This is a genomic window from Streptomyces sp. DSM 120436 (genome assembly GCF_055778765.1).
On the sequence record NZ_JBSKBS010000002.1, the window covers coordinates 1,591,667 to 1,615,289 of the forward strand.

Below are 23,623 nucleotides of genomic sequence, written 5' to 3' on the forward strand. Positions count from 1 at the left end.
CGGTCACTTCGGGCTGTCGTCCTCGCCGATGTGGTGGACGCGGACCATGTTGGTGGAGCCGGAGACGCCGGGCGGGGAGCCGGCGGTGATGACGACCGTGTCGCCCTCGGCGCAGCGGGCGTACCGCAGCAGGAGTTCGTCGACCTGGTCGACCATGGCGTCGGTGGAGTCGACGTGCGGGCCGAGGAAGGTCTCGACGCCCCAGGAGAGGCTGAGCTGGGAGCGGGTGGCCGGGTCGGGGGTGAAGGCGAGCAGGGGGATGGGTGAGCGGTAGCGGGAGAGGCGGCGGGCGGTGTCGCCCGACTGGGTGAAGGCGACGAGGAAGCGGGCGCCGAGGAAGTCGCCCATCTCGGCGGCGGCGCGGGCGACGGCGCCGCCCTGGGTGCGGGGTTTGTTGTGTTCGGTCAGCGGGGGCAGGCCGCGGGCGAGGATGTCCTCCTCGGCGGCCTCGACGATGCGGGCCATGGTGCGCACGGTGTCGACGGCGTGCTTGCCGACGCTGGTCTCGCCGGAGAGCATGACGGCGTCGGTGCCGTCGATGACGGCATTGGCGACGTCGGAGGCCTCGGCGCGGGTGGGCCGGGCGTTGTCGATCATCGAGTCGAGCATCTGGGTGGCGACGATGACCGGCTTGGCGTTGCGCCGGGCGAGTGCGACGGCGCGCTTCTGGACGATGGGGACCTGTTCGAGCGGCATTTCGACGCCCAGGTCGCCGCGGGCCACCATGACGCCGTCGAAGGCGGCGACGATCTCGTCGAGGGCCTGGACGGCCTGGGGTTTCTCGATCTTGGCGATGACGGGGAGGCGGCGGCCCTCCTCGTCCATGATGCGGTGGACGTCCTTGATGTCGCGTCCGCTGCGGACGAAGGAGAGGGCGACGACGTCGAAGCCGGTGCGCAGCGCCCAGCGCAGGTCGTCCTCGTCCTTCTTGGAGAGGGCGGGCACGGAGACGGCGACGCCGGGGAGGTTGAGGCCTTTGTGGTCGGAGACGACGCCGCCTTCGACGACGGTGGTGTGGACGCGGGGGCCGTCGACGGCGGTGACCTCGAGGGTGACCCGGCCGTCGTCGACGAGGACGCGTTCGCCCGGGGTGACGTCCTCGGCGAGGCCGGCGTGGGTGGTGCCGCAGAGGTGGCGGTCGCCTTCGACGCCGTCCTCGACGCTGATGGTGAAGGGGTCGCCGCGTTCGAGGAGCACGGGGCCTTCGGCGAAGCGGCCCAGGCGGATCTTCGGGCCTTGGAGGTCGGCGAGGAGTCCTACGCTGCGGCCGGTCTCGTCGGCGGCCTTGCGCACCTTTCGGTACCGCTCCTCGTGTTCGGCGTGCTCGCCGTGGCTGAGGTTGAAGCGGGCCACGTCCATTCCGGCGTCGACCAGGGCTTTGATCTGGTCGTACGAGTCCGTCGCGGGACCCAGGGTGCAGACGATTTTCGCTCGGCGCATGGTTCGACCCTAGGCCTTACCCATGGGTAGTGATGTGGTGGCGGGTGACGACTCAACGGCTTGTGGGTGAAAGGGTATTGACAAGCGTTGAATTGTGCGGTGGGCCGCTCTGATGAGCGTGCGGGGCGGGTCGCCGGATCGGCACGGGTACGGTGGCCGCTCCCGCGGCCCGAGGCCGCGGGACCGGCGGCCGGTCCGGGACGGCACGCCGGTGTTCCGACTGTCCTCCGTACGGGTGTCCGTCGGGGGCGCCGCCGGTCCGTCCGGCGGCGCCCCCGGCGCGTTTTCGTCCGCTGTCACCCCTGCTGGACGCGCAGGGCGCGGGCCAGGTCGTCGAGCCGGTCGGTGAACTGGCGGCGCAGGGCCGGCACGGGGTCGGCCTTGCGCAGTGTCTTCTCGCCGAGTTTCAGGGTCTCGGCGTCGACGGCGTGGGCGGGGAAGGCCCAGTGTCCGGCGGCCGTGGCGATGGCGGGTCCGCGGCGTGCGGCGAGGGCGACGGCGTCCTTGAAGTAGCGCGCCACGTAGGGGCGGACCAGTTCGGTCTGTTCGGGCTGCCAGAAGCCCTGGGCGGTGGCGGTGAACAGGTAGGTGGACAGGTCGTCGGAGCCGAACATGGACTCCCAGGCGCGGGCCTTGGCGTCCGGGTCGGGCAGGGCGGCCCGGCAGCGGGCGGCGCCCTCCCGGCCGGTGGCGCTGGGGTCGCGGCGCAGTTCCTCGGCGACGGCGGACTCGTCGACGGCGCCGAGCACCGCGAGCCGGGCGAGGATCCGCCAGCGCAGTTCCGGGTCGAGTTCGGGGCCGCCGGGGACGGTGCCCTCGGCGAGCCAGGCGGCGATGGTCTCGGGGCGGGCGGCGGCGTCGATGCAGTGGCGCACCGCGACCAGGCGCAGGCCCGGGTGGTCGCCGTCCTCGGTGCGGCGGATGAGGTCGCGGCACAGGTCGGTGAGGGTGGCGAGTGCGGCGGGTCGCCGGTCCGGGGGGAGGTAGTGGTCGGTGATCTGTCCGGACGCGAAGGCGAGGACGCCTTGGGCGAGGGCGACGTCGGTCTCGTGGGGCAGGTGGGTGCGGGCGATGTCGAGGTAGTCGGCGGCGGGCAGTTCTCCGTCGCGTACGGCGTCCCTGAGGGCGTTCCACACCACGGCGCGGGTGAGCGGGTCGGGCAGCCCGGACAGGTGGGTGCGCAGGGTGGTCAGGGAGTCGGGGTCGAAGCGGATCTTGGCGTAGCTGAGGTCGCCGTCGTTGAGGACGACGAGGGCGGGGCGGGTGCCGCCGGTGTCGAGGGAGACGGTTCCGTCGGCGGGGACGTCGGCGTCGGCGCGTTCGCGCAGGGCGAGGCGTCCGGGGTCGTGCAGGTCGCGGTCGTAGACGCCGACGGCGATGCGGTGCGGGCGCCTGCCGCCCTCGGCGGTGCCGGGCCCTCCGGTGTTGCGGACGGTGAGGGTCCAGGCGCCGTGGTCGCCGGTGCGGATCTCGGGGGCGAGGGTGTCGACGCCGGTGGTGCGCAGCCAGGCGTCGGCCCAGGCGTGCACGTCGCGCTCGGTGGCGGAGGCCAGCGAGTCGATGAACTCGGCGAGTCCGGCGTTGCCGAAGCGGTAGCGCTCGAAGTGGGTGTTGATGCCGGCGAGGAAGTCCTTCTCGCCGAGCCAGGCGACGAGCTGGCGCAGGGCGGAGGCGCCCTTGGCGTAGGAGATGCCGTCGAAGTTGAGCAGGGCGGAGGCGGTGTCCTCGACGTGTTCCGGGGCGACGGGGTGGGTGGAGGGCCGCTGGTCGGCGTCGTAGCCCCAGGCCTTGCGGGAGACGCCGAAGTCGGTCCAGGTGCTGGTGCCGCGCCAGCGGGGCGGCTGTCCGCCGGGGCTCGCGGGGGTGACCTCGTTGAGGGTCTGGTAGCCCATGTACTCGGCGAAGGACTCGTTCAGCCAGATGTCGTCCCACCAGCGGAGGGTGACGAGGTCGCCGAACCACATGTGGGCCATCTCGTGGGCGATCACCATGGCGCGGGTCTGCCGTTCGGTGTCGGTGACGGCCGAGCGGTAGACGAACTCGTCGCGGAAGGTGACCAGTCCGGGGTTCTCCATGGCGCCCGCGTTGAACTCGGGCACGAATGCCTGGTCGTAGGAGTCGAAGGGGTAGGGCTCGTCGAACTTCTCGTGGTAGCGGTCGAAGCAGGCGCGGGTGATGTCGAGGAGTTCCTCCGTGTCCGCCTCGAGGTACGGGGCGAGGGAGCGGCGGCAGTGCAGGCCGAGGGGGAGGCCGCGGTGTTCGGTGCGCACGGAGTGCCAGGGGCCGGCGGCGACGGCGACGAGGTAGGTGGAGACGGGCGGGGTGGGCGCGGCCTGCCACACGCCGCCGCCGGTGTGCTCGGTGACGCCGTTGGCGAGGACCGTCCAGTGCTCGGGCGCGGTGACGGTGAGTTCGAAGACGGCCTTGAGGTCGGGCTGGTCGAAGGCGGCGAAGACGCGCTGCACGTCGTCCAGGAAGAGCTGGGTGTAGACGTAGGTCTCGCCGTCGGTGGGGTCGGTGAAGCGGTGCATGCCCTCGCCGGTGCGGGAGTAGCGCATGCGCGCGTCGACCAGCAGCTCGTGTTCGCCGGCGGTGAGGTTCTTCAGCGGGAGCCGGCCGTCGTGGAGGAGGGCGGGGTCCAGGGGCTGTCCGTCGAGCGTGACGCTGCGCAGTTCGGCGGGCTTGGTCTCGACGAAGGTGTCCGCGTCCGCGCGGGCGGTGAACCTGATGAGGGTGCGGGAGTCGAACGTCTCGTCCCCGGTGGTCAGATCGAGGGCGATCGTGTAGCGGTGGACGTCGATGAGCTGTGCTCGGTTCTGCGCTTCGTCGCGCGTCAGTACGGACATGCACGCCATGCTGCCTGATGCCGCCTGCCGGGCACAGAGGTGGATGGGGTACGCGGCCTGTGTCCGGTGCCTTCCGGGCTCCGCGGTTGTGCGCCGCCGGGGGCTGTGCGGGGGGCGCGTGCGCGTGCGGGGGGGGTGGCGCGGGGCGTGCGGCGGGGGCGTGCGCCCCGCTTTCCGGGGCGGGCCTGCGCCGACGGGTGTCGTGGGGGTGGCACGCCCTGGTATGCGGCGCCCAGGGGCCGAGGGGGTGACGGGGGGCCGGCGAGGAGGGTGCGGGCGGCGGGCGGCATGGCGCGCGTCCTTCCTCGTCGGGGCCGGACGCGGGTCCGGGATGGAGGTGACGGACGGTGCTCGGCGGTCGGCACGGCGTGCGCGGCGTGCATGCGCCGCCCTGTCACCGCCCGCCGCGTCCCGGACCGGCGTCCGGTCCGGTCAGGAGGCGCCGTGCGCGGTGTCGTCGGCGATGCTCTCGTGGTGGCGGATCACCTCGGCGATGATGAACGTCAGGAACTTCTCCGCGAAGGCCGGGTCGAGCTTGGCGCTCTCGGCGAGGGCGCGCAGCCGGGCGATCTGGCGGGCCTCGCGTCCCGGGTCGGCGGGCGGCAGCCGGTGTTCGGCCTTGAGCCGGCCGACCTGCTGGGTGCACTTGAAGCGTTCGGCGAGCATGTGGACGACGGCCGCGTCGATGTTGTCGATGCTGTCGCGCAGGCGGGTCAGTTCGTCGAGGACCGCGGGATCGGCACCGGGGCCGGCGGTGTTGCTGGTGGTCATGGCGGTTCAGCCTACGGCGGGCGGGCCGCGCGTTCGCGGACGGCGGCGTGCGGGGCGGGCCCGTACAGTGGAGGGGGCCCAGGCGCGGCGGGGGTGCGACGTGGTGAACGGCGGACCGGTGGAGCACGGTTACCCGCATCTGCGGACGGTGCGGGAGTCCGTCACGGCGCTGTACCGGCGTCTGTCGTACGACACGGTCCGCACCTTCTCGGTGAGCGTGGCGCCGGCCGACGTGGCGTTCTGCGACACGGACGACCTGCATCTGGGGGCGCAGCGGGTGGCGCGCGAGATGGTGGCGCACTACCGGCTGCCGGACGCGCGGCTGATCGTCGGGTTCCGTGAGATGACGCATGCGGCGAACGTGGAACTGGCGGCGGGCCCGGAGTACTTCGTCGAGCTGAACGACCGGTTCCGTACGCATCGGCGGGACATCGGGGCGGCGCTGGCGCACGAGGTGGCGCACGTGTACCTGCACCGGCTGGGGCTGTCGTTCCCGTCGACGCGGGAGAACGAGATCCTCACGGACACCACGGCGGCGTACCTCGGGGCGGGGTGGCTGCTGCTGGACGCGTTCCGGGAGGACGGGGCGTCGTCGCAGAAGCTCGGGTACCTCACGCCGGAGGAGTTCGGGTACGTGCTGGCGAAGCGGGCGCTGCTGTTCGGCGAGGACCCGTCGGTGTGGTTCACCAGCCCGCAGGCGTACACGGCGTACCGCGAGGGGCTGGCGCTGGCGCGGCGGGACGCGGAGCAGCCGCCGTTGCGCTCGGCGGGGTGGGCCGGGCGGCGCCGGTACGCGCGGGACCGGCGGCATGCGCTGGGGGACGCGGAGGCGTCGGGCGGGGGGCGGGAGACGGCGTACCGGTTCTCGGCGGAGGGTCACGGTCGGCTGCGGGTGTCGTTCCCGTGTCCCACCTGCCATCAGCGGATCCGGGTGCCGGTGGCCGGGCGGGTGCGGGCGCGGTGCGGTCTGTGCCGGTCCGTGCTGGAGTGCGACACCTAGCGGTCCGGGTGCCGCACCGGCCACCACAAGTGCGGCATTTCACCCCCGGCGTTCGCCCGCTTCCCAGGTGTTCGCTATTTTGTTCGCCGCTGTCGTCGTGTGCGCCGCCGTCCCCCCCGCCGGCCGTTTTCGTCCCGACCCCGCCGAGGAGCCGGCCTGTGGAGCCCGAGTCCGCCGTGACCACCTGCTACCGCCATCCGCGGGTGGGGTGCCAGGTGCGCTGCGTCCGCTGCGAGCGGTACATCTGCCCCGACTGCATGCGCGAGGCGGCCGTGGGCCACCAGTGCCCCGACTGCGTGCGGGAGGGCGCCCGGTCGGTGCGGCGGGCGCGCACCCTGGTGGGCGGCCGGGTCCCGGCGGCGCCCGTGGTGACGTACGCGCTCATCGCCGTCAACGTGCTGGCGTACCTGGCGGAGACGGCCCGGCCGGAGTTCGTCGTCGGCCGGTTCGCGATGCTGGGCCGGGGGCTGGTCGGCGCGTACGATGAGCGCTTCGTATGGACCGACCCGTATCCCGCCGGCTTCACCCCGGAAGGGGTGGCGGAGGGCGAGTGGTACCGGCTGCTGACCGGCGCGTTCCTGCATCTGCCGCCCACGGAGGGGACGTTCGGCGTCCTCCACGTGCTGATGAACGCGGCGGTGCTGTGGAGCCTGGGCCGGGTGGTCGAGCCGATGCTGGGCCGGGTCCACTACCTCGCGCTGTACCTGCTGTCGGCGCTGGGCGGTTCGGTGCTGGTGCTGCTGATCGTGCCCTTCGACCCCGTGGTCGGCGCGTCCGGCGCGCTGTTCGGGGTCGGGGCCGCCTTCTACGTGGTGTCCCGGCGGGTGGGCGCGGACCCGCGCGGGGTGAACCGCTTCATGGCCGGGCTGCTGCTGTGGCTGGTGGTCTCCGCGGTGTTCACCTCGTGGCAGGGTCACCTGGGCGGGCTGCTCACGGGCGGGCTGGTGGCGCTCGCGTTCGCCTGGGCGCCGCGCGACGGGCGCCGCGTCCTGGTGCAGGCCGGCGCGTGCGCGGGGCTGGTGGTGCTGCTCGCCGTCCTGGCGGCGGCGAAGGTGTCGGAACTGACAGGTGGAGGGATCCCCCAGTGAAACGTGCCGGTGTGCTCTTCCTCGCGGGCGTCCCCGTGGTCGCCACGGCGGTGTACTTCGTCCTGCCGTCGGGGGCCGCCGACGCGCCGGCCGTCCCGTCCTCGGTCAGCGCGCAGTCCTCCCGTGACGACGTCAAGGACCGGGCCGAGCAGGACCACGAGCAGCGGCGGGACAAGGACGACGAGCTCATCGCCTCCCTGCCGCCGGGGCTGGCCGCCCCCGACAAGAAGGAACTGGCCCACCGGCTGGTGGCGAGCGCCGAGCACTCCACCACGGACTGGCGCTCCACCTACGGGGTCATCGAGGACGAGGGCGACGACTGCGGCTACACCGCGGGCATCGTCGGCTTCTGCACCGGCACCCATGATCTGCTCACCCTGGTGGAGCGCTACACCGAGAGCCGTCCCGGCAACGGTCTCGCGCGCTATCTGCCCGCCCTGCGGAAGGTCGACGGCACCGGCTCGCTCGAGGGGCTCGACCCCGGCTTCACCGACGCGTGGAAGGCGGAGGCGGAGCTGCCGGAGTTCCGCGCGGCGCAGGAGGCGGAGCGCGACCGGGTCTACTTCGAGCCCGCGGTCCGCCTCGCCAAGCTGGACGGTCTGGGCACCCTGGGCCAGTTCGTGTACTTCGACGCGATGGTCTTCCACGGCACCGGCACCGACGAGAACGGCTTCTACGCCCTGCGCGAGCGCGTCCTGGAGCGGGCGAAGACGCCCGCGGCGGGCGGATCGGAGAAGGCGTACCTGGACGCCTTCCTCGACGTCCGGCGCGCCACCATGCTGGCCCGCTACCCGGACCGCGACACCTCCCGCGTCGACACGGCCCAGCGCCGCTTCCTGCAGGCCGGGAACCTGGACCTGGACACCCCGCTCACCTGGGAGATGTACGGGACCTCCTACACCCTGCGCTGACCATGTCGCGGCGCCTGCCCAGGGGTCCGGTCGGGGACGGGTGGGCAGGCGCCGCGGTGTTCCGCACGCCTTTGTGCGGGACGTATCGGGGTGTCAGACCGCCAGGGCGCGGTCCGTCGGGCGGATCGGGGCGGGCAGTTCGCTCGCCCCGGTCAGGTACCGGTCGCAGCCGCGGGCGGCCGACCGGCCCTCGGCGATCGCCCACACGATGAGCGACTGGCCGCGGCCGGCGTCGCCGGCGACGAACACGCCCGGCACGTTCGTCTGGAAGTCGGCGTCCCGGGCGATGTTACCCCGCTCGTCGAGGTCCAGGCCGAACTGCTCGACCAGGCCGTTCTCCCGGTCGGTGCCGGTGAAGCCCATGGCGAGGGTGACCAGCTGGGCCGGGATCTTCCGTTCGGTGCCGGGCTTCCCGGTCGGCCTGCCGTCCACGAACTCGACCTCGACCAGGTGCAGCCACTGCACGTGGCCGTCCTCGTCGCCCTCGAAGTGGGTGGTGGAGACGGAGTAGATCCGCTCGCCGCCCTCCTCGTGGGCGCTGGTGACCTTGTAGAGCAGGGGGAAGGTCGGCCAGGGCTGGGAGAGGGGGTCCCGCTCGTCGTTCGGGCGGGGCATGATCTCCAGCTGGGTGACGGACGCGGCGCCCTGGCGGTGGGCGGTGCCCACGCAGTCGGCGCCGGTGTCGCCGCCGCCGATCACGACGACGTGCTTGCCCGCGGCGGTGATCGGCGGGGAGACGTAGTCGCCCTCCTGCACCTTGTTCGCCAGCGGCAGGTACTCCATGGCCTGGTGGATGCCCTTGAGCTCGCGGCCCGGCACCGGCAGGTCGCGCGCGGTGGTCGCGCCGACGGCGAGGACCACGGCGTCGTACCGCTTGCGCAGCGCGGTCGCCGGCATGTCGCGGCCGATCTCGATGCCGGTGCGGAACCTGGTGCCCTCCGCGCGCATCTGCTCGATCCGGCGGTTGATGTGCCGCTTCTCCATCTTGAACTCGGGGATGCCGTACCGCAGGAGGCCTCCGATGCGGTCCGCGCGCTCGTAGACGGCGACGGTGTGGCCGGCCCGGGTCAGCTGCTGGGCGGCGGCCAGGCCCGCGGGGCCGGAGCCGACGACCGCGACGGTCTTGCCGGACAGGCGTTCGGGGATCCGGGGCGCGACGCCGCCGGACTCCCACGCCTTGTCGATGATCGAGACCTCGACGTTCTTGATGGTGACCGGCGGCTGGTTGATGCCGAGCACGCACGCCGACTCGCACGGGGCGGGGCACAGCCGCCCGGTGAACTCGGGGAAGTTGTTCGTGGCGTGCAGCCGGTCGCTCGCCGCGCCCCAGTCCTCGCGGTAGGCGTAGTCGTTCCACTCGGGGATGAGGTTGCCGAGCGGACAGCCGTTGTGGCAGAACGGGATGCCGCAGTCCATGCAGCGGCCGGCCTGCTTGCTGATGATCGGCAGCAGGGAGCCGGGGACGTGGACCTCGTTCCAGTCCTTCGTGCGCTCCTCGACCGGACGGGACGCTGCGACCTCGCGGCCGTGGTTCAGAAAGCCCTTCGGGTCAGCCATGGATCGCCGCCTCCATCATCTTCTCGGTGATCTCGGTCTCCGACAGACCGGCTCGCTCGGCGGCGTCCTTGGCGGCGAGCACTGCCTTGTACGTGCTGGGGATGATCTTGCTGAAGCGCTCCACGGCGGTGTCCCAGTCGGCGAGCAGCTTCTCGGCGACGGTGGACCCCGTCTCCTCCTGGTGCCGCCGGACCACCTCGTGCAGCCACTGCTTGTCGGCGTCGTCCAGCGCCTCCACGGAGGCGAGGTTCCCGGCGTTCACGTTGTCCCGGTCCAGGTCGATGACGTACGCGACGCCGCCGGACATGCCGGCCGCGAAGTTGCGTCCGGTCTCGCCGAGGACGACCGCGTGGCCGCCGGTCATGTACTCGCAGCCGTGGTCGCCCACGCCCTCGGAGACGACCAGCGCGCCGGAGTTGCGGACGCAGAACCGCTCGCCGACCTTGCCGCGCAGGAACATCTCGCCGCCGGTGGCGCCGTAGGCGAGGGTGTTGCCCGCGATGACGCTGTACTCGGCGAGGTGGTCGGCGGCGCGGTCCGGCCGGACGACGATCCGGCCGCCGGACAGGCCCTTGCCGACGTAGTCGTTGGCGTCGCCCTCCAGGCGCAGCGTGACGCCGCGCGGGACGAAGGCGCCGAACGACTGGCCGGCGGAGCCGGTGAAGGTGATGTCGATGGTGTCGTCGGGCAGGCCCGCGCCGCCGAACTTCTTCGTCACCTCGTGGCCGAGCATGGTGCCGACCGTGCGGTTGATGTTGCGGATGGCGACCTGGGCGCGCACCGGCTGGGCGTCCTCCGCCCCGGAGGCGGAGAGCGCGTCGGCGGCGAGCTTGATCAGCTCGTTGTCGAGCGCCTTCTCCAGGCCGTGGTCCTGGGCGATCACCTGGTGGCGGGCGGCGCCCTCGGGCAGCTCGGGCACGTGGAACAGCGGCTCGAGCTCCAGGCCCTGCGCCTTCCAGTGGTTCACCGCGCGGGTCACGTCCAGCACCTCGGCGTGGCCGACGGCCTCGTCGACGGAGCGGAAGCCCAGCTCGGCCAGCAGCTCGCGGACCTCCTCGGCGATGAACCGGAAGAAGTTCACCACGTACTCGGCCTTGCCGGAGAACCGGTCGCGCAGCACCGGGTTCTGGGTGGCGATGCCGACCGGGCAGGTGTCCAGGTGGCAGACGCGCATCATGACGCAGCCGGAGACCACCAGCGGGGCGGTGGCGAAGCCGAACTCCTCGGCGCCGAGCAGCGCGGCGATCACCACGTCGCGGCCGGTCTTGAGCTGGCCGTCGGTCTGCACGACGATGCGGTCGCGCAGGCCGTTGAGGAGCAGCGTCTGCTGGGTCTCGGCCAGGCCCAGCTCCCAGGGGCCGCCGGCGTGCTTCAGCGACGTCAGCGGGGAGGCGCCGGTGCCGCCGTCGTGGCCGGAGATCAGCACGACGTCCGCGTGGGCCTTGGAGACGCCCGCGGCGACGGTGCCGACGCCGACCTCGGAGACCAGCTTGACGTGGATGCGCGCCTGGGGGTTGGCGTTCTTCAGGTCGTGGATCAGCTGGGCGAGGTCCTCGATGGAGTAGATGTCGTGGTGCGGCGGCGGGGAGATGAGCCCCACGCCCGGCGTGGAGTGGCGGGTCTTCGCCACCCACGGGTAGACCTTGTGGCCGGGGAGCTGGCCGCCCTCGCCGGGCTTGGCGCCCTGGGCCATCTTGATCTGGATGTCGTCGGCGTTGACCAGGTACTCGCTGGTCACGCCGAAGCGGCCGGAGGCGACCTGCTTGATGGAGGAGCGGCGGGCCGGGTCGTACAGGCGCTCCGGGTCCTCGCCGCCCTCGCCGGTGTTGGACTTGCCGCCGAGCTGGTTCATGGCGATGGCGAGGGTCTCGTGCGCCTCCTGGGAGATGGAGCCGTACGACATGGCGCCGGTGGAGAAGCGCTTGACGATCTCGGAGACCGGCTCGACCTCGTCGACGGGGATCGGCTCGCGGTCCGGCTTGAAGCCGAACAGGCCGCGCAGCGTCATCAGCCGCTCGGACTGCTCGTTCACCCGCTCGGTGTACTTCTTGAAGATGTCGTAGCGGCCGGAGCGCGTGGAGTGCTGGAGGCGGAAGACCGTCTCCGGGTCGAACAGGTGCGGCTCGCCCTCGCGGCGCCACTGGTACTCGCCGCCGATGTCCAGGGCGCGGTGCGCCGGGGCGATGCCGGAGGCGGGGTACGCCTTGGCGTGGCGGGCGGCGACCTCCTTGGCGATCACGTCGATGCCGACGCCGCCGATCTTGCTGGTGGTGCCGTTGAAGTACTTCTCCACGAAGGCCTCCTGGAGACCGACGGCCTCGAAGACCTGGGCGCCGCGGTAGGAGGCGACCGTGGAGATGCCCATCTTGGACATCACCTTCAACACGCCCTTGCCGAGGGCGTGGATGAGGTTGCGGATGGCCTTCTCCGGCTCGATGCCCGGCAGGAAGGTGCCCGCGCGGACCAGGTCCTCGACGGACTCCATGGCCAGGTACGGGTTGACCGCGGCGGCGCCGTAGCCGATGAGCAGCGCGACGTGGTGGACCTCGCGGACGTCGCCGGCCTCGACCAGCAGGCCCACCTGGGTGCGCTGCTTGGTGCGGATGAGGTGGTGGTGGACGGCCGCGGTGAGCAGCAGCGACGGGATCGGCGCGTGCTCGGCGTCGGAGTGCCGGTCGGACAGGACGATCAGCCGGGCGCCGTTGTCGATGGCGGCGTCGGCCTCGGCGCAGATGTCCTCGAGGCGGGCGGCGAGGGCCTCGCCGCCGCCGGCCACCCGGTACAGGCCGGAGAGCGTCGCGGCCTTGAAGCCGGGCATGTCGCCGTCGGCGTTGATGTGGATGAGCTTGGCCAGCTCGTCGTTGTCGATCACCGGGAAGGGCAGGGTGACGCTGCGGCACGCGGCGGCCGTGGGCTCCAGCAGGTTGCCCTGGGGGCCCAGGGAGGAGCGCAGGGAGGTGACCAGCTCCTCGCGGATCGCGTCCAGCGGCGGGTTGGTGACCTGCGCGAAGAGCTGGGTGAAGTAGTCGAACAGCAGCCGCGGGCGCTCGCTGAGCGCGGCGATCGGCGAGTCGGTGCCCATTGAACCGATCGGCTCGGCGCCGGACTTGGCCATCGGGGCGAGGAGGACGCGCAGTTCCTCCTCGGTGTAGCCGAAGGTCTGCTGGCGGCGGGTGACCGAGGCGTGGGTGTGCACGATGTGCTCGCGCCCGGGCAGGTCGGACAGCTCGATCTCGCCGGCCTCGAGCCACTCCGCGTAGGGGTGTTCGGCGGCGAGGGCGGCCTTGATCTCGTCGTCCTCGACGATGCGGTGCTCGGCGGTGTCCACGAGGAACATGCGGCCGGGCTGGAGGCGGCCCTTGCGGACCACCCTGGCCGGGTCGATGTCGAGCACGCCGACCTCGGAGCCGAGGACGACCAGGCCGTCGTCGGTGACCCAGTAGCGGCCGGGGCGCAGGCCGTTGCGGTCGAGCACGGCGCCGACCTGGGTGCCGTCGGTGAAGGTGACGCAGGCCGGGCCGTCCCAGGGCTCCATCATCGTGGAGTGGTACTGGTAGAAGGCGCGCCGGGCCGGGTCCATGGAGTCGTGGTTCTCCCACGCCTCCGGGATCATCATCAGCACCGAGTGCGGCAGTGAACGCCCGCCGAGGTGCAGCAGCTCCAGCACCTCGTCGAAGGACGCCGAGTCGGAGGCGTCGGGGGTGCAGACCGGGAAGATCCGCCCGAGGTCCTTCTCCGTGCCGAACAGGTCCGACATCAGCTGGGACTCGCGGGCGCGCATCCAGTTGCGGTTGCCCTTGACGGTGTTGATCTCACCGTTGTGCGCGACGAAGCGGTACGGGTGCGCGAGCGGCCACGACGGGAAGGTGTTGGTGGAGAACCGGGAGTGGACCAGCGCGATCGCGGAGCCGAAGCGGCGGTCGGACAGGTCCGGGAAGAAGGGCTCGAGCTGGCCGGTGGTCAGCATGCCCTTGTAGACGAGGGTCCGCGCGGACAGCGACGGGAAGTAGACGCCCGCCTCGCGCTCGGCGCGCTTGCGCAGCACGAACGCCTTGCGGTCCAGGTCGATGCCCCGGCTCCGCCCGTCGGTGACGAAGAGCTGGAGGAAGACCGGCATGGTCGAGCGGGCGGTGGCGCCGAGCAGCTGGGGCGCGACCGGCACCTCGCGCCAGCCGAGCACGGTGAGCTCCTCGGCGGCGGCGATCTCCTCGATGCGGGCGACGGCCTCGTCGGTGCCGTCCTCGGGGAGGAAGGCGGTGCCGACGGCGTAGCCGCCCGCCTCGGGCAGCTCGAATCCGGCCACCTCACGGAAGAAGGCGTCCGGGATCTGGGAGAGGATGCCCGCGCCGTCGCCGGAGTCCGGCTCGGAGCCGGTGGCGCCGCGGTGCTCGAGGTTGCGCAGCACGGTGAGGGCCTGCTCGACCAGCGTGTGGGACGCCTCGCCGGTGAGGGTGGCGACGAAGCCGACGCCGCAGGCGTCGTGCTCGTCGCGGGGGTCGTACAGGCCCTGCGCGGCAGGGCGGGCATCCATGAAGGACCAGCTCGTGCGGTCCTTCGAGGAATGCTGGGACGGCTGGCGCGGCGTACGCATCGGCTCTCCCGTCGTCGTCTGGCATGTGGGTGTGCCGAGGGACGACGTTGGCCCTCTGCGTGGAGCGAAATTTCGTGCAGGTTACATGATGGGGCGACTCTCGAACACCGGGATGTTCCGTTCCACCATGCGGACATCGACCCGGTCGCGAGGGGATGGCGCGTCTGTCGACGAAAGCTGCGGGGACCGCGGGGGGCAGATCGGTGCCCGTCGGCCGGATGGCGGGAAGAGGCCTCTTCGCCCCTCCGCCGGGCACGCCGTCGGCCTCGTTGCCTGCAGCGCTTACGGCTGATGCCCACCGGTCACACGGTCGAAACCAGCGAGTAATGATTGTTTATGCGATGCTCCGCATGGGCGCAAGAGGTCATCCCACGGCGGTGCCGAAAAGTGACCCGAGGGCGTACGTCAGACCGGCCGCCGCGCCGCCGAGGGCGAGCTGCCGCAGGCCGCTGTACCACCAGGAGCGCGCCGTGACCTTCGCGACCACGGCTCCGCACAGGAACAGTCCGACCAGCGCGACCAGCACGGCCGGCCACAGGCTGCTCGCGCCGAGCAGGTACGGCAGCACCGGCAGCAGCGCGCCCAGCGCGAAGGAGCCGAAGCTGGAGACGGCGGCGACGACCGGGGAGGGCAGGTCGCCGGGGTCGACACCCAGCTCCTCGCGGGCGTGTATCTCCAGCGCCTGCTCGGGGTCGCGGGAGAGCTGCCGGGCCACCTCCCGCGCCAGCTCCGGCTCGACCCCGCGGGCCCGGTAGAGGGCGGCCAGCTCGGCCTCCTCGTCCTCGGGGTGCTTGCGCAGCTCCCGGCGTTCGACGTCCAGCTCGGCCTCGACCAGCTCGCGCTGGGAGGCGACGGAGGTGTACTCGCCGGCCGCCATGGAGAAGGCGCCGGCGGCCAGTCCGGCGAGGCCGCTGAGGACGACGGTCTGCTGGCTGACGGATCCGCCGGCGACGCCGGTCATCAGGGCGAGGTTGGAGACCAGTCCGTCCATGGCGCCGAACACCGCGGGGCGCAGCCATCCGCCGTTCACGTCGCGGTGGGTGTGGTTGTCGCGGTGCGCCTCGTGGAGCGTCGCCTCGGTCTCGATGATGGCCATGCCGGGTCCCCCTGGACTTCCTCGGGCGCCCCCGTCCGGGCGCCGGCCCGCAGGTGACGCGGACCTTAATTTGGACTTGTTCTAACTTTTGACGCCACCCAGTTTACGCCTCGGCGGACCCCCCTGCCAGCAAGGAAAGGCTGGGCTAACCAGCGGTTTTGCCCTCCGCCCCGCCCGCGCGAACGGCCCTGCGGATGTCGTCCGGGTGACACTCCGGCGCGCGAGGCTGCGGCGGACACGGCACCGGGGACAGTTCCGCAAAGGGCCCGCGCCCCGCGGGGCGCGCCTGAGAGGAAGGCCGCGTATGGCATCGACCGCCCGCATCCCCTCGGCGCCCGCGCCCGGGGACGCCCCCGGGCTCCGCGAACGGGCCCGCGGCGCGCTGCTCGGCCTGGCCGTCGGTGACGCGCTGGGCGCCCCCGCCGAGAACATGAAGCCCTCCGAGATCCGCGCGAGGTGGGGCCGCATCACGGGCTACGTGAGCGACCCCCCGGCCGGCACGGACGACACCGAGTACGCGATCTTCTCCGGCCTGCTGGCCGCCCGGCACGGCTCCGCGCTCACCCCCGCGCACGTGGAGGCGGCCTGGCACGAGTGGATCGCGGACCGCGCCGAGGGCCCCTTCCGCGGCGCCGGCTTCAGCGAGCGCGGCACGCTGGAGAACCTGCGCCGGGGGCTGGCCGCGCCCATCTCCGCCCAGCACCGGCACGCCTGGAGCGACGGCCTGGCGATGCGGGCGGCGCCCTACGGCGTGCACGCGGCCGGGCGTCCCGACGAGGCGGCCCGGCTCGCGGCGGTCGACGGCTCGGTCAGCCACGACGGGGAGGGCATCTACGGCGGGCAGGCGGTGGCGGCCGGCGTCGCGGCGGCCATGGCCGGGGCGCCGGTGGTCACCGTCGTGGCCTCGGCGCTGGCGGTGGTGCCGGACGACTCCTGGACCGCCCGCTCGCTGCGCCGCGCGGTGACCGCCGCCCACCGCGGCGAGCGCGCGGTCCGCGCCGCGGTGGTGATCGGCGGCTACCCCTGGACCGACCTCGCCCCGGAGGCGGTGGCCCTGGCCTTCGGCGCGTACGCGGCGGCCGACGGCGACTTCGTCCACGCGGTGCTGGCCGCCGTGAACATGGGCCGCGACGCCGACACCACGGCGGCGGTGGCGGGCGCGCTGGCGGGGGCGACCCAGGGGGTCGCCGCCGTCCCCGAGCACTGGGCCGCGGCCATCACCCCGGCCCGCGGCACCTGCCTGCCCGCCATGGCAGGCCACCACGTCCTCGACATCGCGGACCTGCTGACCCCGGAGACCCCCACATGACCTCCACCACCCCCGCCCCGACCACCGACGACACGCTCACCCCCGGACCCGGCCGGGACGACGCGGCCCCCGCGCCGCGGACACCCGCCGCGCCCGCTCCCCGCCCGTCCCGCGCGGCCGTCGAGGGCCTGCTCCTCGGACTCGCCGCCGGGGACGCCGCCGGCTGGCCCGCCGCCCGGCACCGCGCCGCCCGCATGCCCGAGTGGACCCGGCGCCTCACCCGCGAGCTGGACACCTTCGCCGAGCAGAACGCCACCACCACGCTCCCCGTCCCCATCGCCCTGAACCAGCCCCCCGAGCCGCTCCGGCTCGGCCCCTCCGACGACGCCGAGTGGGCCGCGTTCGCCGCCGAGGCGGTGCTGCGCGCGGGCGACGACACCGTGCTCGGCGAGCTGAGCCGGGAGCGCCGCACCCGCGCCGCCATCGACCTCACCTGGAACGCGGTCGCGGCCGAGGTCGCCGCCGCCACCGAGCGGGCCCCCGAGACCGAGTCCGCCGTGCTGCCGCTGCGCGCCCGCATCTCCGTGCGGGCCGGCCTCGGCAACCTCGCCACCGGGCTGCGCCCGCCCGCCTCCGGCCACGACAACCCGCACTACTTCGACGACGCTGCCTGCGTCCGGGCCTGCGTGCTGGCCGTGGCCCACCCGGGCGACCCCCGCGCCGCCGCCGACCTCGCCGAGTTCGACGCCCGTTACACCCAGGACGGCGACGGCGTGCACGGCGCCCGCGCCATGGCCGCCGCCGTGTCCCTCGCCCTGTCCGGGGCGGACCCGGACGCCTGCGCGGCCGCCGCCTGCGCCGAGCTGCCCGAGGACACCGAGATCGGCCGCAACGCCCGGCACGCCCTGGCGCTCGCGGCGGACGCCGACAGCGCCTTCGCCCTGGTGCCGCCGCTGGAGCACCAGATCGTCGACCACGTCTACAGCTACGGCGTCGCCGCCGCCGAGACCGTCCCCGTCGCCCTCGCCCTGACCACCGCCGCCCGCGGCCGGATCGCGGAGGCGGTCCCGGCGGCGGCCTGTCTGTCCCGGGTGGCGGACTCCGCCCCGGCGCTGGCCGGCGCCCTCACCGGCGCGCTGGGCGGGGGCGCCGCGATCCCCGCGTCCTGGCGGGAGAGCTGCCGCACCCTGTCCGGCTGCGTGCTCCCCCGGCTCACCGGGACGGACCTGGTGGAACTCGCCGGGCTGCTGGAAGCCGCCCGACCGACCGCACCCGGAGGATGATCCCGGCATGACGCACGAATCGGCTGAAAGAACAGAAAGAACAGAAAGAACAGAAAGCGCAGGAAGCGCAGGAAGCGCAGGAAGCACACCGTCCCTGGAGGAACGGATCACCGGGGCGCTGGTGGGGGCAGCCGTCGGCGACGCCCTCGGCGGCCCGGTCGAGGGGTACTCCCCCGAGCAGATCGCCGAGCGCCACGGCGGCCGCGTCCACGGCGTCGTGGGTCCCTGGCACGGCGACGACTGGCGCACCGCCCGGCCGGTCGCGCCGTACCACAAGGGCGACGGGCACGTCACCGACGACACCCTGATGACCCACGCGCTGGTCCGGGTGTACGCGCGGGTCCGCGACCACCTGGACGCCTACGCGATCGCCGAGCACCTGGTCCCGGACCTGATGACGAACCCGCGCTGGATCCCGGAGCTGGAGGCGGAGACGATCCCGCTGCACCGGCTCTTCCTCGCGGAGAAATGGCTGGTGACACGCCTGCACTACGGGCACGTCGACCCGCGCGAGGCGGGCGTGGGCAACATCGTCAACTGCGGTGCCGCGATGTACATGGCCCCGGTCGGCCTGGTCAACGCCGCCCACCCGGCCGCCGCGTACGCCGAGGCCCTGGACGTCGCGGGCGCCCACCAGTCGTCGTACGGCAGGGAGGCCGCCGGGGTGTTCGCGGCGGCCGTGGCGGCGGCCTGCGCGCCGGACGCGACCCCGGAGTCGGTCGTCGCCGCGTGCCTGTCCCTGGCCAAGGACGGCACCCGGGAGGCGATCGAGAAGGTCTGCGCGGAGGCGTCGCGGCACACCGACGCCGAGTCGGCGCTGCGTCCGCTGCGCGAGGCGGTCGCCCCGTACGACACCGTGGGTCCCGACTACCGCTCCCCGTCACTGGGCGCCCGGCGCCCCTCCCGGCTGCACGCGATCGAGGAGCTGCCCGTCGCGCTCGGCATGGTGCTGGTGGCCCGCGGCGACTTCCGGCACGCGGTGCTGGGCGCGGTCAACTACGGCCGCGACTGCGACTCCATCGCCACGATGGCCGGTGCGGTGACCGGCGCGCTCGGTTCCCCGGTGCCCGAGGAGTGGGCCAAGACCGTGGCGGAGGCCAGCCGTCTCGACCTGTGGGAGCCGGCCGCCGCCCTCGCCGCGGTGGCCCGCGAGGTCTACGCCCGGGACGTGGAGCGCCGCCGCGCCCACGAACGGGCGTTCGCCCGGCTGGGAGGCGCCGGATGCTCCGACTGACCTGGGTCCAGCCGGAGGACCTCGTCGGGCACGAGCTGCGCCAGGCCGCGCTGGACGGCCGGGAGGCGTCGGCGGTCGCCGCCCGCTGGCGCGCGGCGGGCGGTCCCCCGGCCCCGCTCACCGCCGGCGCCTCCCCCCGCCCGGCCTCCCGTCACCTGCGCCTGCTGGCCGGCGACCTGCTGGACGAACTGGCCGAGCTGCCCAGCGTCCTCGCCGACGACGAGCCCTCCGACCTCGCCGCGATCCAGGCGCTGTGCCCCGAGTGGCCCCTCTCCCCCGGCGCCCCGGCGGCCTGGGACGGGCCGGTGTTCGAGGCGCGGCTGGAGGCGGCCTGGCTCGGCCGGGCGGCCGGCTGCCTGCTGGGCAAGCCGGTGGAGAAGCTGCCCCTGGCCGCCATCCGGGACCTCGCCCGCGCCGCCGGCAACTGGCCGCTGAACGGCTGGTTCACCGCCCGGGGCGTCCCCGCCGAGCTGCTGGACCGGCACCCCTGGAACCGGCGCTCGGCGGCCACCTCGCTCGCCGAGAACATCGACGGCATGCCCGAGGACGACGACCTCAACTACCCGCTGCTCGCCCTGCTGGTGCTGCGCCGCCACGGCCGCCGCTTCACCACCGGCGACGTGGCCCGCGTCTGGCTCGACGAGTTGCCCGCCGGCCGCACCTTCACCGCCGAGCGCGTCGCCTACCGCAACCTCCTCCACGGGCTCGAACCGCCGCTGACCGCCCGCCACCACAACCCGTTCCGCGAGTGGATCGGCGCCCTGATCCGCGCCGACGCGCACGGCTGGACCAACCCCGGCGATCCGGGCGCCGCGGCCGAGCAGGCGTACCGGGACGCCGCCCTCACCCACACGGCCAACGGCGTCTACGCGGCCATGTTCACCGCCGCCGTCATCGCCGCCGCGGCCGGCGGCGAGCGTGACGTGCACACCTGTCTGCGCACCGGGCTCACCGTCGTCCCGCCCCGCTCCCGGCTCGCGCGGGCCGTCCGCGACGCCGTGCGGCTGGCCCGTGAGCACGAGGACTTCGACACCGTGGCCGACCTGCTGCACGAGACGCACGGCGCCGCCCACCACTGGGTGCACGCCGTCCCCAACACCGCCCTGCTGGCCGCCGCGCTCACCCACGCCGACGGGGACTTCACCGCCTCGATCTGCCGCGCGGTGTCCGGCGGCTGGGACACCGACTCGGTCGGCGCCACCGCCGGCAGCGTCGCCGGGCTGCTCGCCGGTTCGCCCCGCGCGCTCCCCGAGCGCTGGACGGCCCCGCTGAAGAACCGCCTGGCCACCTCCGTCGGCGACTTCGACGGCACCGGCTTCGACTCCCTGGCCCGTCTCACCCGCCTGGAGGCGTCCCGCCCATGACACCCCCCGACCCGGCCGCCGCCGCCCCCGCCGCTCCCCCGCTGACCGGCCTGCGCGTCCTGGATCTCGCCACCCTCTTCGCCGGCCCCCTCGCGGCCACCCTGCTCGGCGACTTCGGCGCCGACGTCGTCAAGGTCGAGCACCCGAGGCGCCCGGACCCCTCGCGCGGCCACGGACCGTCCAGGGACGGCGTCGGCCTGTGGTGGAAGGTCCTCGGCCGCAACAAGCGCACCGTCACCCTCGACCTGTCCACACCGGGCGGCCGGGCCATCCTGCTGCGCCTGGCGGCCACCGCCGACGTGGTCGTGGAGAACTTCCGCCCCGGCACCCTGGAGAAGTGGGACCTGGGCTGGCCCGAGCTGTCCGCGGTCAACCCCCGGCTGGTGCTGGCGCGGGTCACCGGCTTCGGCCAGTTCGGCCCGTACGCGCACCGGCCGGGCTTCGGCACCCTCGCCGAGGCGATGAGCGGCTTCGCCGCGCTCACCGGCGAACCGGACGCGCCGCCGACCCTGCCGCCGTTCGGCCTCGCGGACTCCGTCGCGGGCCTCACCACGGCGTACGCGATCATGACCGCGCTCGCGGCCCGCGACCGCACGGGCCAGGGGCAGGTCGTGGACACGGCGCTGATCGAGCCGATCCTGGCCGCCCTCGGCCCCCACCCCACCTGGTACGACCAGCTCGGGCACGTCCAGCCGCGCACCGGCAACCGGTCGCAGAACAACGCCCCGCGCGGCACCTACCTCACCGCCGACGGCACCTGGGTCGCCGTCTCCACCTCGGCCCAGTCGATCGCCGAGCGGGTGATGGCGCTCGTGGGGCGCCCCGACCTGATCGACGCCCCCTGGTTCGCCACCGGCGAGGGCCGGGCCCGGCACGCGGACGTGCTGGACGAGGCGGTCGGCGGCTGGATCGCCCGGCACACCCGCGCCGACGTGCTGGCCGCGTTCGAGAAGGCGGAGGCGGCCGTCGCCCCGGTCCAGGACGTACGGGACGTCATGGCGGACCCGCAGTACCAGGCGCTCGGCACGATCACCACGGTCGAGGACCCGGAGCTGGGCCCGCTGCGCATGCAGAACGTGCTGTTCCGGCTCTCCGCCACCCCGGGGGCGATCCGCTGGGCGGGCCGCCCGCACGGCGCGGACACCGAGGAGGTGCTGACCGGGCTGGGCCTCACCCCGGCCGACCTGGCGGAGCTGCGGGCGGAGGGCGCGCTGTGAAGGGCCCCCCACTGACCTGGCTGTACGCGCCCGGCGACCGCCCCGACGTGGTGGCGAAGGCGCTGGTCTCCGGGGCGGACGTGGTGGTGGTCGATCTGGAGGACGCCATCGCGCCGGACCGGAAGGCGTACGCCCGCGCGGCCACCGCCGAGCTGCTGCGCGACCCGCAGCCGGTGCCGGTGCACGTCCGCGTCAACGCCCTCACCGGGCCCTGGGGACAGGCCGACCTGGCGGCGCTGGCCCCGGCGCCGGGCCTGTCGGGGCTGCGGCTGCCGAAGGTGTCCTCCCCGTCCGACGTGGTGCGGGCGGCGCGCGGGGCCGTCTCCGCGCGCGGCGGCCCCCCGCCCCTGTACGCGCTGCTGGAGACCGCCCTCGGCGTCGAGCACGCCCACGCCGTGGCCACCGCGCACCCGGCGCTGCGCGGCATCACGCTCGGCGAGGCGGACCTGCGGGCCGACCTGGGGGTGCGCGAGGACGCCGGGCTCGACTGGTGCCGGGCCCGGGTGGTGGTCGCGGCGCGCGCGGCGGGGCTGGCCCCGCCCGCCCAGTCCGTGCACCCCGACATCCGTGACCTGGAGGGTCTGGAGGCGTCCTGCGTCCGCGGGCGCGCCCTGGGCTTCCTGGGCAGGGCGGCGATCCATCCGCGCCAGCTCCCGGTCATCGAGCGCGCCTACCTGCCCACGGAGCGGGAGATCGAGCAGGCGGAGACGGTCCTGAAGGCGGCGGCCGCCACCCCGGGCGCGCAGGCCCTGCCCGACGGCACGTTCGTGGACGCGGCGGTGGTGACGGCGGCCCACCGGACGCTGGCGCTGGCGCACAAGCGGTGACCCGGCCGGTGACGGCGAGGGCGCCCGGGGTGTCCCCGGGCGCCCTCGGCACGCGTACGGCGGGCGGTCAGCCCTTCTTGGCCGACCCGGCCCCGTCCCTGGACTCCTCGGGGTCGTCGGGGTCGTCGGGTTCGCCGGAGTCGCCGACGTCCGTGGTGTCGCCCGCCTTCGCGTCCTCGCCGGAGGCGTCCGCCTCCCCGGTCGCGTCGCCGTCGGCCTTCTTCTCCCCGTCCGCGGGTCCGTCGCCGTCGGCGCCGGGTTCGACCACGGCCTCCCGGCCCGGGCGCTTCCGCGCGGACAGCACGATGTACAGCACCGCCAGCAGGAAGACCAGGATCGCCGTCCAGTTGTTCAACCGCAGGCCGAGGATGTGGTGCGCCTCGTCCACGCGCATGTACTCGATCCAGAACCGGCCCGCGCAGTACCCGGCGACGTACAGGGCGAAGGCGCGGCCGTGGCCGAGCGTGAAGCGCCGGTCGGCCCAGATCACCAGCAGCGCCACGCCGACGCACCACAGCGACTCGTAGAGGAACGTCGGGTGGTAGGTGCCCGGCATCCGGCCGTCGGAGGAAGAGGTGATCTCCACCGCCCACGGCAGGTCGGTGGGCTTCCCGTACAGCTCCTGGTTGAACCAGTTGCCCCAGCGGCCGATGGCCTGCGCGAGAGCGATGCCGGGAGCGATGGCGTCGGCGTACGCGGGCAGCGGGATGCCGCGGCGGCGGCAGCCGATCCACGCGCCGAGCGCGCCCAGGGCGATGGCGCCCCAGATGCCGAGGCCGCCCTCCCAGATCTTGAAGGCGTCCACCCAGTCGCGGCCCTCGCTGAAGTACAGCTGGTAGTCCGTGATCACGTGGTAGAGCCGGCCGCCGACCAGACCGAACGGCACGGCCCAGACGGCGATGTCCGCGACCGTGCCGGCCCGCCCGCCCCGGGCGATCCAGCGCTTGTTGCCGAGCCAGACGGCAACGAAGACGCCGATGATGATGCAGAACGCGTAGCCGCGCAGCGGGACGGGGCCGAGGTACAGCACCCCGCTCGACGGGCTGGGAATGTAGGCAAGTTCCATGGCAGGACCGACGCTACCGTGCCGGGCCGCCCGCACGGCAGGCAGCCCGGCAACGGCTCCATAACAGGCCCCTCGGGGACGCG

16 protein-coding genes are annotated in these 23,623 nt (G+C 73.8%); 9 read left to right on the forward strand and 7 right to left on the reverse strand.

Annotated features, from left to right (window positions below; all coding sequences use genetic code 11):
• Positions 1-3: 3 nt before the first annotated feature.
• The 3 genes from pyk to ACWH4W_RS29350 form a co-directional block, all read right to left on the reverse strand.
• Positions 4-1,440 carry a pyruvate kinase gene (gene pyk, locus ACWH4W_RS29340; RefSeq protein WP_473078821.1) on the reverse strand — a complete coding sequence of 479 codons (1,437 nt, stop codon included), beginning with the start codon at positions 1,438-1,440 and terminating at the stop codon, positions 4-6.
• 296 nt (positions 1,441-1,736) lie between these two features.
• Positions 1,737-4,295, reverse strand: coding sequence for an aminopeptidase N (gene pepN, locus ACWH4W_RS29345; RefSeq protein WP_473078822.1), 2,559 nt, complete (start codon positions 4,293-4,295; stop codon positions 1,737-1,739).
• Between the two features lie 423 nt (positions 4,296-4,718).
• Positions 4,719-5,057 (reverse strand): chorismate mutase, encoded by a 339-nt coding sequence (locus ACWH4W_RS29350; RefSeq protein ID WP_473078823.1) that lies wholly within the window; start codon positions 5,055-5,057, stop codon positions 4,719-4,721.
• A gap of 100 nt (positions 5,058-5,157) precedes the next feature.
• Here ACWH4W_RS29350 and ACWH4W_RS29355 point away from each other — a divergent pair, with 100 nt between their 5' ends.
• The 3 genes from ACWH4W_RS29355 to ACWH4W_RS29365 all read left to right on the forward strand — a co-directional run bounded on the left by ACWH4W_RS29355 (position 5,158) and on the right by ACWH4W_RS29365 (position 8,056).
• Positions 5,158-6,057 (forward strand): hypothetical protein, encoded by a 900-nt coding sequence (locus tag ACWH4W_RS29355; protein WP_473078824.1) that lies wholly within the window; start codon positions 5,158-5,160, stop codon positions 6,055-6,057.
• Positions 6,058-6,215: 158 nt separating this feature from the next.
• Positions 6,216-7,145 carry a rhomboid family intramembrane serine protease gene (locus ACWH4W_RS29360; protein WP_473078825.1) on the forward strand — a complete coding sequence of 310 codons (930 nt, stop codon included), beginning with the start codon at positions 6,216-6,218 and terminating at the stop codon, positions 7,143-7,145.
• Entirely contained in the window at positions 7,142-8,056 is a 915-nt protein-coding gene (locus ACWH4W_RS29365) for a chitosanase (protein WP_473078826.1), read from the forward strand. Before ACWH4W_RS29360 ends, ACWH4W_RS29365 begins: the two co-directional genes overlap by 4 nt.
• A gap of 93 nt (positions 8,057-8,149) precedes the next feature.
• Here ACWH4W_RS29365 and ACWH4W_RS29370 read toward each other — a convergent pair whose 3' ends face one another.
• The 3 genes from ACWH4W_RS29370 to ACWH4W_RS29380 all read right to left on the reverse strand — a co-directional run bounded on the left by ACWH4W_RS29370 (position 8,150) and on the right by ACWH4W_RS29380 (position 15,300).
• Entirely contained in the window at positions 8,150-9,613 is a 1,464-nt protein-coding gene (locus tag ACWH4W_RS29370) for a glutamate synthase subunit beta (RefSeq protein ID WP_473078827.1), read from the reverse strand.
• On the reverse strand, positions 9,606-14,204 hold the full coding sequence (gltB, locus tag ACWH4W_RS29375) for a glutamate synthase large subunit (protein ID WP_473078828.1): 4,599 nt from the start codon (positions 14,202-14,204) through the stop codon (positions 9,606-9,608). The genes ACWH4W_RS29370 and gltB overlap by 8 nt, the downstream gene beginning before the upstream one ends.
• A 364-nt stretch (positions 14,205-14,568) precedes the next feature.
• Positions 14,569-15,300, reverse strand: coding sequence for a VIT1/CCC1 transporter family protein (locus ACWH4W_RS29380; RefSeq protein WP_473078829.1), 732 nt, complete (start codon positions 15,298-15,300; stop codon positions 14,569-14,571).
• 304 nt (positions 15,301-15,604) lie between these two features.
• Here ACWH4W_RS29380 and ACWH4W_RS29385 point away from each other — a divergent pair, with 304 nt between their 5' ends.
• Genes ACWH4W_RS29385 through ACWH4W_RS29410 form a run of 6 tightly spaced genes read left to right on the forward strand, consistent with a single transcriptional unit; the run spans position 15,605 to position 22,474 of the window.
• The gene (locus ACWH4W_RS29385; protein ID WP_473078830.1) at positions 15,605-16,609 is read left to right on the forward strand and encodes an ADP-ribosylglycohydrolase family protein; all 1,005 of its coding nucleotides are present in this window, start codon (positions 15,605-15,607) and stop codon (positions 16,607-16,609) included.
• The gene (locus ACWH4W_RS29390; protein WP_473078831.1) at positions 16,606-17,832 is read left to right on the forward strand and encodes an ADP-ribosylglycohydrolase family protein; all 1,227 of its coding nucleotides are present in this window, start codon (positions 16,606-16,608) and stop codon (positions 17,830-17,832) included. The genes ACWH4W_RS29385 and ACWH4W_RS29390 overlap by 4 nt, the downstream gene beginning before the upstream one ends.
• A gap of 7 nt (positions 17,833-17,839) precedes the next feature.
• Positions 17,840-19,066, forward strand: coding sequence for an ADP-ribosylglycohydrolase family protein (locus ACWH4W_RS29395; protein WP_473078832.1), 1,227 nt, complete (start codon positions 17,840-17,842; stop codon positions 19,064-19,066).
• A complete protein-coding gene (locus ACWH4W_RS29400) occupies positions 19,054-20,430 on the forward strand; it encodes an ADP-ribosylglycohydrolase family protein (RefSeq protein WP_473078833.1) in 1,377 nt (458 codons plus the stop codon). Before ACWH4W_RS29395 ends, ACWH4W_RS29400 begins: the two co-directional genes overlap by 13 nt.
• Entirely contained in the window at positions 20,427-21,647 is a 1,221-nt protein-coding gene (locus tag ACWH4W_RS29405; RefSeq protein WP_473078834.1) for a CaiB/BaiF CoA transferase family protein, read from the forward strand. The genes ACWH4W_RS29400 and ACWH4W_RS29405 overlap by 4 nt, the downstream gene beginning before the upstream one ends.
• Positions 21,644-22,474, forward strand: coding sequence for an HpcH/HpaI aldolase/citrate lyase family protein (locus tag ACWH4W_RS29410; RefSeq protein WP_473078835.1), 831 nt, complete (start codon positions 21,644-21,646; stop codon positions 22,472-22,474). The genes ACWH4W_RS29405 and ACWH4W_RS29410 overlap by 4 nt, the downstream gene beginning before the upstream one ends.
• Before the next feature lie 67 nt (positions 22,475-22,541).
• Here ACWH4W_RS29410 and lgt read toward each other — a convergent pair whose 3' ends face one another.
• Positions 22,542-23,540, reverse strand: coding sequence for a prolipoprotein diacylglyceryl transferase (gene lgt, locus ACWH4W_RS29415; protein ID WP_473078836.1), 999 nt, complete (start codon positions 23,538-23,540; stop codon positions 22,542-22,544).
• Between the last annotated feature and the right edge of the window lie 83 nt (positions 23,541-23,623).